Source organism: Rhodanobacter sp. FW101-FHT13A11, assembly GCF_058790335.1.
The window spans coordinates 157,712-170,344 of the sequence record NZ_JBYTCN010000005.1; the positions used below are offsets into that span (position 1 = coordinate 157,712).

General features: G+C 71.6%; 15 protein-coding genes. 13 read left to right on the forward strand and 2 right to left on the reverse strand.

Translation table 11 applies throughout. The annotated features are described in order from the left end of the window. Window positions 1-4 precede the first annotated feature (4 nt). From AC3WRN_RS07960 to AC3WRN_RS08000, 9 genes are all read left to right on the forward strand, one after another. Window positions 5-940 carry a P-loop NTPase gene (locus AC3WRN_RS07960; RefSeq protein WP_492622613.1) on the forward strand — a complete coding sequence of 312 codons (936 nt, stop codon included), beginning with the start codon at window positions 5-7 and terminating at the stop codon, window positions 938-940. After that, entirely contained in the window at window positions 937-1,665 is a 729-nt protein-coding gene (locus AC3WRN_RS07965) for an RNA polymerase sigma factor FliA (RefSeq protein WP_068095688.1), read from the forward strand. Before AC3WRN_RS07960 ends, AC3WRN_RS07965 begins: the two co-directional genes overlap by 4 nt. Before the next feature lie 64 nt (window positions 1,666-1,729). Then, a complete protein-coding gene (locus tag AC3WRN_RS07970) occupies window positions 1,730-2,137 on the forward strand; it encodes a chemotaxis response regulator CheY (protein WP_068095690.1) in 408 nt (135 codons plus the stop codon). Further along, a complete protein-coding gene (locus AC3WRN_RS07975) occupies window positions 2,134-2,781 on the forward strand; it encodes a protein phosphatase CheZ (protein ID WP_235604450.1) in 648 nt (215 codons plus the stop codon). The genes AC3WRN_RS07970 and AC3WRN_RS07975 overlap by 4 nt, the downstream gene beginning before the upstream one ends. 360 nt (window positions 2,782-3,141) lie before the next feature. Then, window positions 3,142-5,019: a chemotaxis protein CheA gene (locus tag AC3WRN_RS07980; protein WP_492622579.1), complete on the forward strand. Its 1,878-nt coding sequence runs from the start codon at window positions 3,142-3,144 to the stop codon at window positions 5,017-5,019. A 5-nt stretch (window positions 5,020-5,024) separates the two neighbouring features. Further along, window positions 5,025-5,765: a flagellar motor protein gene (locus tag AC3WRN_RS07985; RefSeq protein WP_068095692.1), complete on the forward strand. Its 741-nt coding sequence runs from the start codon at window positions 5,025-5,027 to the stop codon at window positions 5,763-5,765. Continuing rightward, window positions 5,762-6,823, forward strand: coding sequence for a flagellar motor protein MotD (motD, locus tag AC3WRN_RS07990; protein ID WP_492622580.1), 1,062 nt, complete (start codon window positions 5,762-5,764; stop codon window positions 6,821-6,823). The genes AC3WRN_RS07985 and motD overlap by 4 nt, the downstream gene beginning before the upstream one ends. 28 nt (window positions 6,824-6,851) lie before the next feature. Further along, the gene (locus tag AC3WRN_RS07995) at window positions 6,852-7,331 is read left to right on the forward strand and encodes a chemotaxis protein CheW (RefSeq protein WP_068095693.1); all 480 of its coding nucleotides are present in this window, start codon (window positions 6,852-6,854) and stop codon (window positions 7,329-7,331) included. Further along, on the forward strand, window positions 7,321-7,674 hold the full coding sequence (locus AC3WRN_RS08000; RefSeq protein WP_068095694.1) for a DUF2802 domain-containing protein: 354 nt from the start codon (window positions 7,321-7,323) through the stop codon (window positions 7,672-7,674). The genes AC3WRN_RS07995 and AC3WRN_RS08000 overlap by 11 nt, the downstream gene beginning before the upstream one ends. A gap of 31 nt (window positions 7,675-7,705) precedes the next feature. On the opposite strand, the gene AC3WRN_RS08005 is transcribed toward AC3WRN_RS08000, so the two are convergent. After that, entirely contained in the window at window positions 7,706-7,957 is a 252-nt protein-coding gene (locus AC3WRN_RS08005) for a flagellar biosynthesis protein (protein ID WP_068095696.1), read from the reverse strand. Continuing rightward, window positions 7,954-9,096: a flagellar hook-length control protein FliK gene (gene fliK / locus AC3WRN_RS08010; protein ID WP_492622581.1), complete on the reverse strand. Its 1,143-nt coding sequence runs from the start codon at window positions 9,094-9,096 to the stop codon at window positions 7,954-7,956. Before fliK ends, AC3WRN_RS08005 begins: the two co-directional genes overlap by 4 nt. A gap of 160 nt (window positions 9,097-9,256) precedes the next feature. On the opposite strand from fliK, the gene AC3WRN_RS08015 reads away from it, so the two are divergent. From AC3WRN_RS08015 to AC3WRN_RS08030, 4 genes are all read left to right on the forward strand, one after another. Beyond that, a complete protein-coding gene (locus tag AC3WRN_RS08015) occupies window positions 9,257-9,616 on the forward strand; it encodes an STAS domain-containing protein (protein WP_492622582.1) in 360 nt (119 codons plus the stop codon). A gap of 13 nt (window positions 9,617-9,629) precedes the next feature. Then, complete coding sequence (locus AC3WRN_RS08020) at window positions 9,630-9,992, forward strand: response regulator (protein WP_068095700.1); 363 nt, start codon at window positions 9,630-9,632, stop codon at window positions 9,990-9,992. 17 nt (window positions 9,993-10,009) lie between these two features. Beyond that, window positions 10,010-11,980 (forward strand): chemotaxis protein CheA, encoded by a 1,971-nt coding sequence (locus AC3WRN_RS08025; protein WP_492622583.1) that lies wholly within the window; start codon window positions 10,010-10,012, stop codon window positions 11,978-11,980. Between the two features lie 118 nt (window positions 11,981-12,098). Continuing rightward, entirely contained in the window at window positions 12,099-12,626 is a 528-nt protein-coding gene (locus AC3WRN_RS08030) for a chemotaxis protein CheW (protein ID WP_068095703.1), read from the forward strand. The last annotated feature ends 7 nt before the right edge of the window (window positions 12,627-12,633 follow it).

Below are 12,633 nucleotides of genomic sequence, written 5' to 3' on the forward strand. Positions count from 1 at the left end.
TGCAATGGACCAGGCTTCGGGGCTGCAGCGGATGCTGTCGGCCATGGCCGGCCGGCCTGCGCCGGAAGCGGCCGGCAGCCACCAGGCCGGTGGCCTGCTGACCGCGGCGCCGGCGGCCCGCCGCGCGTGCCGCGCGATCGCGGTGGCCGGCGGCAAGGGCGGCGTCGGCAAGAGCACGGTGGCGGTGAACCTGGGCGTGGCGCTGTCGGCCGCCGGCCACGAGGTGATCCTGCTGGACGCCGACATGGGGCTGGCGAACGTCGACGTGATGCTGGGCCTCACCCCGTCGCGCCACGTCGGCCACCTGCTCGACGGCGAGTGCACGCTGGAGGAATTGCTGCTGCCCGCGCCGCGCGGCCTGCAGGTGGTGCCGGCCGGTTCCGGCGCGCGCCGGCTGGCGCAGCTGGACAACGGCGAGCACGCCGCGATCATCCGCGCGTTCGACGAGCTGGCGCGGCCGCCCGAGTACCTGCTGGTGGACACCGCCGCGGGGCTCTCCGACAACGTGACCATGTTCGCCGCCGCCGCCGCCGAGGTGGTCCTGGTGGTGTGCGACGAGCCCGCGTCGCTGACCGATGCCTACGGGCTGGCCAAGGTGCTCAGCCGCGATTTCGGCGTGCGCCGCCTGCGCATGGTCGCCAACATGGTGCGCAACGAGGGCGACGCGCGAGCGCTGCACCACAAGCTGGCGCGGGTCAGCGACCGCTTCCTCGACGTGGTGATCGATTTCAGCGGATGGGTGCCGCACGACGAACGCCTGCGGCAGGCCATCCGGCGGCAATCCGCGGTGGTCGACCTGTGGCCTTCCAGCCAGTCGGCGCTGGCATTCAAGAAACTGGCCGGTGCGGTCGATAAGTGGGCGGAACCCGAACGTACGGGCCTCGACCGGATTGCCTTCTTTGGTGGCCGGGAGACACCGGCGCGGGAGATGCCGAGATGAGCGTGGCTTCGGAATATCTGCAACTTTCCCGCGAGAGTGCCGACGAACTGGTACGTCGGCACGCGCCGCTGGTCAGGCGGATCGCCTATCACCTGATGGGGCGGTTGCCGGCCAGCGTCGACGTGGGCGACCTGATCCAGGCGGGAATGATCGGCTTGCTGGAGGCGGCACGCCACTTTGCCCTCGATCGCGGGGCCAGCTTCGAGACGTATGCGGGCATCCGCATCCGCGGCGCAATGCTGGACGAACTGCGCCGCACCGACTGGACGCCGCGTTCGGTGCACCGCAAGACCCGCGAGGTGGCCGAGACGATCCGCCAGATCGAAACCGAGACCGGCGCCGAGGCGGACGACGCCGAGGTGATCCGCCGGCTCGGGATCAGCGCGGAGGAGTACCACCAGGTGCTCGCCGATGCGGCCTGCTCGCGCCTGCTCAGCCTGACCGCCTCCGACGACGGCGAGGAGAGCGGCGTGCTGGACGTAGCCGACGAGAACGGCCTTGGCCCGCCCGAGAGCATCGAGAACGATGGCATGCGCGAGGCGCTGGTCGAGGCCATCGGCGAACTCCCCGAGCGCGAGCAACTGGTCATGTCGCTGTATTACGAGCAGGAGCTGAACCTGAAGGAGATCGGCGCGGTGCTCGGCGTGAGCGAGTCGCGGGTCTGCCAGATCCACGGGCAGGCCGTGATCCGGCTCCGCGCGAGGCTCGCCGGCTGGCGCGGATGAGCAGGCCACACCCCATCAATCCCCGGGGCCGCACGCCGGCCCGCATCGCACGCGGAGAAGACGTTTGGACAAGAACATGAAAATCCTGGTGGTGGACGATTTCTCCACCATGCGGCGGATCGTCCGCAACCTGCTGGTCGAGCTGGGTTTCAGCAACCCGCTGATCCAGGAAGCCGACGACGGCGAGGGCGCGATCGCGATGCTGCGCAGCCAGCCGTTCGACCTGGTGGTGACCGACTGGAACATGCCGAACATGACCGGCATCGACCTGCTGCGCGCGATCCGCGCCGAGGCCTCGCTGAAGGGCCTGCCGGTGCTGATGGTGACCGCGGAGAACAACCGCGACCAGATCATCGCGGCGGCGCAGGCGGGCGTGAACGGTTACATCGTCAAGCCGTTCACCGCGATCACGCTCCAGGAGAAGCTCACCAAGATCTTCGAACGGATCGCCGCCAGCGGAGTCAGCGCATGAACATGAACATCATTCCGCCCCTCGCCGCCGACGAGACGCTGCCGGCCGAATTGCGCGAACTGCTGAACAGTCCCGAGGGTCCCGCCTTCGAGCAGGCGCTGGATGCGATGGTGCGCCAGCGCGAGCAGCGCCTGTTCCGCGCGCTCGGTCAGCTGGCCCGCGACCTGCACGATGCGGTGCGCCGGCTCGGCGGCGAGCTGGCCCAGGAAGGCGTGCCCGGCATCGTCGCCGACGCGCGCCAGCACCTGCAGGACGTCCTGGAGATGAGCGCGAACGCCGCGCACCGCAGCCTCGATTTCGCCGAACGCATGCGGCCGCAGGCGGAGTCGCTGGGGCACAACGCCGGCGAGGTCCTCAAGTGGACCAGCGGCAACGACGCCGCCGCCGTGCTGGCGCGCGAGGCGGTGGCCTTCGCCGGCAGCTGCCGCGACGGACTGGCCGACATGGTGCTGGCGCAGTCGTGGCAGGACCTGACCGGGCAGCGCATCAAGAAGGTCGCCAGCTTCATCGGCACGGTCGAATCGTCGCTGCTGGAACTGGTGCGCCTCACCGGCGCGCTGGCCGGCAGCGAGGCGCCGGCCGACGCGGTCAAGGTATCCAGCCAGGAAGACGCCGATCGCCTGCTCAGCGAATTCGGGTTCTGAAGAGAGCCTGCTTATGATCCCCAAGCCCACCGCGTTGCCATCGAGTGGCCGCCATGCGGCAGTGCGTGGCGCAGCGCCTGACCGGCCGTCAGAGCCTGCCCTTGCGAAAGCGGGGGTCAAAGCCGAGCGCTGCCGCATGGCGGCCACTCGATGGCAACCCCGACACCTGGCAACTCCGGGGCCGGGTCTGTCTGCCCGCATGCCTGCGTCATCTCTCGGCCGTGGACGGACGTCCACTCCTCGCTCCTCAAAGCCGGCGCCATCCATGGCGCCTCCCCGCGTACCTTCGTTCTTCCCCGGCCTGCGCGCAAACAGCTCTTGGCGCGGGGCGCCTGGGGATCACAAGCAGGCTCTGGCGCCATGAACGCGGACTTCGACAACGAGCTGCGCCAGGATTTCCTGGTCGAGGCCGGCGAACTGCTGCAGCGCCTGGGCGAGCAGCTGGTCGGGCTGGAAGCGGCGCCCGGCGACAGCGAACTGCTGAACGCCGTGTTCCGCGCCTTCCACACGGTCAAGGGCGGCGCCGGGTTCCTGGCGCTGGAGCCGATGGTGCTGCTGTGCCACCACGCCGAGGACCTGCTCAACGAGGCCCGCAACGGCAGCGTGGTGCTCGGCGCCGGGCACATGGACGCGCTGCTGGAGACGCTCGACCTGCTCAACGACATGATGGCGGCAGTGGGCGCCGCCGCACCGCTGGCGATGCCGCCGCCGGCGTTGCTGCAATCCCTGTTGCCGCACGCCGTACCCGTTGCCGCGCCGCCGGCCGCCGCAGCGCCGGCAGGCGCGGGCGGCGCGATCGACGACAGCGAGTTCGAGGCCCTGCTCGACAGCATGTACGGCAGCGCTGCGCCCGGTACCGTCGTGCCGGCCGTGCCGCCGGCTGCGCCCAGGCTGGCCGCGACGATCGACGATGACGAATTCGAGGCCCTGCTGGACGCGCTGCACGGCCAGCAGGGCCAACCTGCCGCGGCAGCCGCGGCAGCCATGTCGGCAGCCGCCGTTGCGCCCGTCGTCGCGCCCGCGCCGGCGGCCGCGCCGGCGGCCGCGCGCCATGCGGCGCCGGCGGAGAACACCGTGCGGGTCGACACCAGCCGCCTCGACGTGCTGGTCAACCACGCCGGCGAACTGGTGCTGGCGCGCAACCGCCTGCTCAGCCTGGCCGCGCGCCACGGCGACGAGGCGCTGGCCGCCGCCGCCGGCGAACTGGACCGGATCACCGACGAGTTGCAGGCCGCCGTGATGGGCATGCGCATGCAGCCGGTGGGGCGCCTGTTCCAGCGCTTCCCGCGGATCGTGCGCGACCTGGCCCGCCAGCTCGGCAAGGAGGTGGAGCTGGTGCTGGAAGGCGAGGGCACCGACCTCGACCGCAGCCTGGTCGAGGCACTCGCCGACCCGCTGATCCATCTGCTGCGCAATGCGCTCGACCACGGCGTGGAGATGCCGGACCTGCGCGTGCAAAACGGCAAGCCGCGCAAGGGCCGGGTGTGCCTGTCGGCCAGCCAGCGCGGCGAACGCATCGTGATCGCGGTGAGCGACGACGGCCGCGGCATGGATCCGGAAATCCTGCGCCGCAAGGCGGTGGAGAAGGGCGTGATCGATGCCTTGCAGGCCGCGCGACTCACCGAGGGCGAGTGCTACGAACTGATTTTCCGCCCGGGCTTCAGCACCGCCGCGACGGTCTCGGACATCTCCGGCCGCGGCGTCGGCATGGACGTGGTGAAGACGCGCGTGGCCGAACTCGGCGGTACCCTGCAGGTACGCTCGAAGCTCGGCCACGGCAGCGAACTGGAACTGGCCGTGCCGCTTACCCTGGCGGTGCTGCGTGTGCTGATGGTGCGCGTCGGGGCCCGCCTGCTGGCGTTGCCGCTGGGCAACGTGGAGGAGGTGTTCGAGCTTGCCGACGGCCAGGACTGCCTGCTCGACGGCCGGCTGGTGGCCCGCCATCGCGGCCGTGCCCTGCCGCTGGCCGACCTGGTCGAGTGGGCCGGTACGGCGTCGGCCGCGGGCCGGCACGTGGCGGTGCTGCACATCGGCCACCAGCGGCTGGGCTGCCTGGTGCACGAGGTGCTCGGCCGCGAGGATGTCATCGTCAAGCCGCTCGGGCACCTGTTCGACGGCGTGCCGGGCGTTGCCGGCGCCACCGTGACCGGCGACGGCCGGCTGGCGCTGGTGATGGACCTGGCCGGCCTGGCCGACGGCGCCGGGCAATCTTCCCCCCTACTGCAAGCGACCGGCTGACCTCCATGGATCTGGTAAGCATCGTCGGCACGATCCTGGCCTTCCTGGTCATCATCGTCGGTACCGTTCTCAAGGGCTCCAACATCGGCGCGTTGTGGAACGCCGCGGCGTTCGTGATCGTCTTCCTCGGCACGCTGTCCGCGCTGCTGGTGCAGACCCAGGGCAAGGTGCTCAGGCACGCGCTCAAGATGATGGCGATGGTCTACCGGCCGCCGCTGCACCGGCCGGACGACCTGATCAGCCGCATCGTCGGCTGGAGCGAGATCTCGCGCCGGCAGGGCCTGCTCGGGCTGGAGCCGCAGATCGAGGCGGAGCCCGACCCGTTCGTCAGCAAGGGGCTGCAGCTGCTGGTCGACGGCGGCGAGCCGGAGGCGATCCGCAGCGTGCTGGAGGTGGACCTGGAAACGCGCGAGGCGATCGACCTGGCCGGCGCCAAGGTATACGAGATGGCGGGCATCTACTCGCCCACGCTGGGCATCATCGGCGCGGTGATGGGCCTGATGGCGGTGATGCAGAACCTGGCCGACCCGAGCAAGCTCGGCCACGGCATCGCCGCGGCCTTCGTGGCCACCATCTACGGCGTGGCGCTGGCCAACCTGTTCATGCTACCGATGGCGGCGCGGCTGAAGGGCCTGATCAGCAAGCAGACGCAGATGCGCGAGATCCTGATCGAGGGCCTGGTGTCGATCGCCCAGGGCGACAACCCGCGGCAGATCGAGGCGCGCCTGCAGGGTTATGTCCCATGAGGAGGCACCGGCACGAGGAACACCAGAACCACGAGGCATGGGCGATTCCGTATGCCGACCTGATGACCCTGCTGCTGGCGTTTTTCGTGGTGATGTACGCGGTCTCGGTGGTCAACGAAGGCAAGTTCCGGGTGATGTCCGAATCGCTGATCGAGGCGTTCAACGGCTCCAGCCACGCGATCGCGCCGCTGCCGCCGACCCGTATCCGCCCGCACAACGTGGCGCCGGCGATCGCCGCCCCGGCCGGCCAGTCGGGCTCGTCGATCGTGCCGATCGCGGTGCCGATCCCGCCGCATCCGGTGCCGGCGAGCGGCGGCAGCGGGCGCGAGGCGGCCCACCGGTCCAGGCCGCAGGAAGAGCTGGGCCGCATCGAGGACCAGGTGCGCAAGGCGCTGCAGCCGCTGATCGACCGCAAGCTGGTGGTGGTGCGGCACAAGCCGGACTGGCTGGAAGTGGAGATCCGCACCGACATCCTGTTCCCCAGCGGCGTGGCGCAGCTGTCGGACCCGGCCAACGCGGTGCTGCGCGACCTCGCCGCGATCCTGGCGCGCTTCGCCAACCAGCTGCGGGTCGAGGGCTTCACCGACGACGTGCCGATCAACACCTCGCTGTACCCGTCGAACTGGGAACTCTCCGCGGCGCGGGCGGCCAGCGTGGCGCGCCTGTTCGCCACCAACGGGATCGCCCCGGACCGGCTCGGCATCATCGGCTGGGGCGAAGTGCGCCCGATCGCCGACAACGCCACCGCGGAGGGACGCAACCAGAACCGCCGGGTGCTGGTGGTAGTGATGGGCAATGGCCAGGCCGCGCAACGCGGGCAGAGCGACGCCGGGCATGTCGGCCAGGTTTCCGGGCTGGTGCCCGCGCCGGTTCCCGACGTGCTGCCCACCGTGCGCGTGTTCGGCTCGCCCGAGGCGCCGCCGGCGCGCGAAGGCGACCGGCCGGCCGCCCCGACCGCCGAGGTTTCCGCCGGCACCGGACGCGCGGCGAAGGCCGGCGGCCAGGACATCCCCGACCTGGCCCGCCGCGCCAGGTCGACCCAGCCGTCGGTTCGATGAGCGGGCCGCCGGCTCGCGGAGCAATCGCATGAACGCCACCGTCCCCACGTCCGCGTCGCACGAGCAGCACTGGCTGTCGTTCCGCATCGGCGCGCAGCTGTACGCCGCGCCGTTGGCCGACGTCAGCGAGGTCATCCGCGACGGCGACCTGACCCCCGTGCCCGGCGCCGCCGGCGACCTGCTCGGCGTGCGCCACCTGCGCGGACGCATCGTGCCGGTGATGGACGGACGCCGCCGGCTTGGCCTGTCGCCGTCGCCGCCGGCGGATCCGCTGACGGTGCGCATCGTGATGCTGGCGCATGCCGGCCAGCAGGTCGGCCTACGGGTGGATGCGGTCGGCGAGCTGCTCGGCAGCGACGGCCGGGAGATCGCCCCGCCGCCGCCGGGGCGGGCCGACCGCCGCGACGATCCGGTGAGCGGCGTGCTGGCCTGGCAGGGCGGGTTCGTGGCCCTGCTCGACGTGCGCCGGCTGTGCCGGCTGGACGGGGAGGATGGCCATGTGGCTTGAAGCGGGCGTGGCCATATTGCTGCTGCTGGCGCTGGCGCAATCGTTCCTGCTGTTCCGCCTGTGGCGCCAGTCGCGCCGGCTGCAGCAACGCGTCGATGCGCTGTGGGGCGACGCGGCCCGTGCCGCGGCCGATGTGCCGACCTCCATGCTGGTGGCGGCACTGGGACGGCTGGAACGGCAGGTCGGCCTGATCGGCCAGCAACCGCCGCCGGCCCGGCAATCCTGGGAACTGGCCCAGCAGCTGGCGCGCGAAGGCGCCGATGCCGAACAGCTGGTCGCCCGCTGCGGCCTGTCGCGCGACGAGGCGAGGCTGATCCTGCAGGTCCGGCCGTCCGGCCCGTGACGAGGCACGCCCGCGCGGTCCGGCCCGGCGGCTACTCTTCCGCCGCGTCGTAGACGGCGGCCAGCACCGACGCGGCGGCGGCGTAGAGCAACGCCGGCACGTCGTCGCGCAACCGCAATGCCGCCAGCAGGGCGGCGATCTGCGGATCGTGGTGCAACGGCAGGCCCAGCGACTGCGCGCGTGCGCGCAGGGCCTCCAGCGATTCGGGCGGCATCGCCTTCATCTCGCCGTCGCCGCTGGCCAGCCGCAGGCCGACCCGGCGAGGAACCGGCGGCGTGTTCATGCGGTGGCCTGCAGCAGCACGGCGCTGTGCCGGCCCGGCGGCTGCGGCAGGCCGACCTGGCAGCTCAGCTGGTCGAGCAGCACGCCGCACGCGGCCAGCCGCTGCCGCAGCGCGGTGAACTGGCGCTCCAGCCGCTGCGCGGTTTCCGCCTGCGCCGCCCACAACCGCACCGACAAGCGCGGTTCGCGCAGATGCAATTCGCCCTGCAGCGGACCCAGCGTCGGCAGATCCAGCGCAAAGCCCAGCGTCCAGCCGCGGCCGCCGTCGGCGGCGTCGGCGACGAATTCCAGGTGCAACTGCAGCACGTCGCGGCCGCCGTCGCCCTGCAGCGGGATCTCGATCATCCACGCCGGCAGCGGGCTGGCGCCGGCCTCCAGCTGGGCCACTTCCACCCGTGCGAGTGCGGCCTTCACGTCGCCGTGCAGGCGGTCCAGCAACTGCTCCACGTCCTCGCCGGCGAGCAGCGGCGGCAACGGCGCTCGCGGCTGGGCCTGCAGGCCGCGCTGCAGCAGCGGCGGCGCCGCATCGCCGCGGCCGGGCGCTGGCGGCGTGGCGGCGCGCCGGTCGAGCAGGCCGGCCAGGCGCAGCAGCGCGCCTTTCCAGTCGTCCGCGGCCAGGGCCGCCAGGTTGCCGTGGGGAAGCGCCAGCCGGGATTCGAAAAACAGGCCGCTGCGGTTGATCGCCTCGCGCAGCCCCTCGCCGCGGGTGATCTCCGCCGGCGTGCGCAGGGACTGTTCGAGCAGCGCCAGCGCCGCGCGCAGGTCCGGCGGCAACTGGCGCAGCACCGGCCGCTGGGCCAGCGCGTCGAGCGTCGACAGCAGCGGCGCATAGCCGTTCTGCTGCGGCAGGCGTTCGCGCAGGGCGCGCTGGAGGGCCGGGTCGGCCGGGTGCGCGAGCATTTCGAGCTGCGGTTGCGCCCCTAGGCTGAGCACGCGCACCTGGAACTGCGCGGGCAACTGGCCGCCGGATACGTCCGCCTCCACCGTCAGCGCCCCGATCTGCAGCACCTGCAGGCCGAGCGCACTCACGCCCAGCGGCCGCGCCGACAGCACGCTGCCGATGCGCCAGCTCTGCGCCGCGCTGCCGGAGGCGGCACCGGCCCAGGTCAGGGCGGCAAGGCTGGTCGGCTGGATGATCAAGAGGGTTCCTGCACGAAAGCGCAGCTGCGCGGATGGGATCGTCCCGGAGGGCATCGGCCGCGTGCGGGCAAACTTGAGGAGCCCGCGCTGGCGCTAAAGCGATCGTGCCCGCGGTCGATAAACACACCGTCAGCGCAGATGGCGCGAGCGGAGTGGCGACATGGCCGGCAAGCGGGCGGCGAAGGATACCGGGGAACCCCAGGCGGGTGCGAAGGCCGCGGCACAGGCGGATGCCGGCGCGGCCGTGGTGGCGCTGCCGCCGGATTGCCGCATCGCGGCCCAGGCGGCGCTGAAGGCGCAGCTGATGGGCGTGCTGGAGCGCGGCGCCATCGTGCTCGACGGACAGCAGGTGGAGCGTGTCGACACCGCCGCCCTGCAGTTGCTGGTGCTGCTGCGGCGCGAACTGGGCGAACGCGGCGGCACCCTGGCGTGGCGCGGCGCGAGCGAAGCATTGAACGAAGCGGCCGGTCTGCTCGGGCTGGCCCGGATACTGGAACTGCCGGCCGCGAGGCCGGCCTGAACGAGGTGGCAGCATGGCAAAGATTCTTGCGGTGGACGATTCGGCCTCGATGCGCGGCATGGTGGCATTCACCCTGCGCGGCGCCGGCCACGAGGTGACCGAAGCCGAGAACGGCCAGCTGGCGCTGGACGTGGCGCGCGGCGGTTCGTTCGACCTGGTGCTGGCCGACGTCAACATGCCGGTACTGGACGGCATCGCGATGGTGCGCGAGATGCGCGCGATGGACAGCTACAAGGGCGTGCCGATCCTGATGCTGACCACCGAGTCGCACACCGACAAGAAAATGGAAGGCAAGGCGGCCGGCGCCACCGGCTGGCTGGTCAAGCCGTTCGACCCGGAGCAGCTGCTGGCCACCGTCAAGCGCGTGCTGGGCTGAGCGCGGAGAGCAGGATCATGGTCAACGCCGCGCTGGCGCAGTTCCAACAGGTGTTCATCGAGGAGAGCCTGGAAGGGCTCGACACGATGGAGTCGTCGCTGCTCGCGCTGGACGACGGCGGCGACGCGGAGCTGGTGCACACCATCTTCCGCGCGGCGCATTCGATCAAGGGCGGTGCGGCCACCTTCGGCTTTCCGGAGATGTCCTCGTTCACCCACGAGGCGGAGTCGCTGCTGGACGAGGTGCGCGGCGGCAAGCGCGCCATCGACGGCGGCATCGTCGAACTGCTGCTGCGCACGGTGGACTGCCTGCGCGGGATGTTCGCCCGGGCGCGGGCCGGCGAGCCGCTCAACGACGCGGTGGCCGAAGGCCTGCGCGGCGAGCTGGCCGCGGCGATGGGTCGCGGCGCGGCGGCGGGCGGTGTGCAGGCGCGGCGCGAAGTGGACCAGGCCGACGCCTGGACGATCCGCTTCCGCCCGCACCCGGGCATGCTGGCCGGCGGCAACGATCCGCTGCGGCTGATCCGCGAGCTGGCCGGACTGGGCGAACTGGCGGTGACGGCCGAGCTGGACCGCCTGCCGGCGCTGGACCGGCTCGATCCGGCCGAGTGCCATCTTGGCTGGACCATCGAACTGGCCGGGCCGGCGAAGCGTGCGGACATCGCCGCGGTGTTCGACTGGGTCGAAGGCGAATGCGAGCTGGCGATCGAGCCGAAGCACGTGGTGGCACCCGCTGCTACGGCACCCGCCGCACCCGCGGCGCCGGTGGCCGACGTCGCCGCCGCCCGCGCGCAGCGCGAGACCAGCGCCGAATCCAGCACGGTGCGCGTGGCGATCGACAAGATCGACGGCCTGATCAACCTGGTCGGCGAGCTGGTGATCACCCAGTCCATGCTCGACACCTTCCGCGACGGCGTCGACGCCTCGCGGCTGGCCCTGCTCGAACAGGGGCTGGCGCAGCTGGCGCGGCACACGCGCGAGCTGCAGGAAAGCGTGATGGGCATCCGCATGCTGCCGATCGCCTCGGTGTTCAACCGCTTCCCGCGGATGGTGCGCGACATCAGCCAGAAACTCGGCAAGCAGGTGCGGCTGGAGCTGGTCGGCGAGCACACCGAGCTGGACAAGACGGTGCTGGAGAAGATCGGCGATCCGCTGGTGCACCTGGTGCGCAACGCCATCGACCACGGCCTGGAGCTGCCCGCGCAGCGCCGTGCCGCGGGCAAGGGCGACACCGGCACGCTGCGGCTGGAAGCCTCGCACCGCGGCGGCAACATCGTGGTCGAGGTGAGCGACGACGGCGCCGGCCTCAACCGCGAGGCGATCGTGGCGAAGGCGGTGCAGCGCGGCCTGATCGCCAGCGGCGAGGGACTCGGCGACGAGGCGGTGGCCGACCTGATCTTCCAGCCGGGCTTCTCCACCGCCGCGGTCACCACCGACCTGTCCGGCCGCGGCGTCGGCATGGACGTGGTACGCCGCAACGTGGCCGACCTCGGCGGCTCGGTGACCATCCGCAGCACATCGGGCAAGGGCAGCGTGTTCACCATCACCCTGCCGCTCACGCTGGCCATCATCGACGGCCTCACCGCCGCGGTGGGCGAGGAGCGCTACATCGTGCCGCTGGTGTCGATCGTCGAGTCGATCCAGTTGCAGCGCGAGGCGATCAGGACCGTCGTCGGCGGCGGCGAGCTGTTCCGCTTCCGCGGCGACTACCTGCCGGTGATCCGCCTGCACGAACTGTTCGGCTGCCCGGACGCGGTGCGGGCGATCGACGAAGGCCTGCTGATCGTGGTGGAAGGCGAGGGTGCCCGCGTGGGCCTGTTCGTCGACGGCCTGATCGGCCAGCAGCAGGCGGTGGTGAAGTCGCTGGAGGCGAACTACCGGCGCGTCAGTGGCGTTTCCGGCGCCACCATCCTGGCCGACGGCTCGGTGGCGCTGATCGTCGACGTCGCCGGCATGGTCCGCATGCAGAGCCGCCGCAAGGTGGCCTGAGCCGCACCGCACGCGTGTCATCCGCGCGCGGCAACACGGCATCGGCATTCAAGAAACCCGCACGGCGGCCGATAGCCATTCCAGGGCAAGGGGGACAGCGTGTCCCCGCGGAACGCACATGAGCCAGTCAGCCAACACTGCAGCCGCATCCGCCGCCGAGACGGCGGTGCCGATGCAATACCTCACGGTGAGCCTCGCGCACGAGGAGTACGGGATCGACATCCTCGCGGTACGCGAGATCCGCGGCTGGACGCCGGTGACGCGCATCCCGCAGGCGCCGCACTACGTGCTCGGCGTGCTCAACCTGCGCGGCGCGATCGTGCCGGTGCTCGATCTGCGCCTGCGCTTCGGCCTGGTGCGCAAGGACTACGACGCCAACACCGTGACCGTGATCGTCACCGTCGCCGGGCGCCATTTCGGCGTGGTGGTGGACGCCGTCTCCGACGTGCTCGACGTGGCCGCCGGCGACGTGCGGCCGGTGCCCGACATGGGCACGGCCGTGGACACCGAATATCTCAAGGGGCTGACCTCGGTCGCCGAGCGGATGGTGCTGCTCCTTGACGTGGACAGATTGTTGCAGCCGCAGGACGCGCAGATGCTGGAAGCCGCCTTGCCCGCGGCCGCCGACGTACAAGCCGTGGCCTGACAGGAAC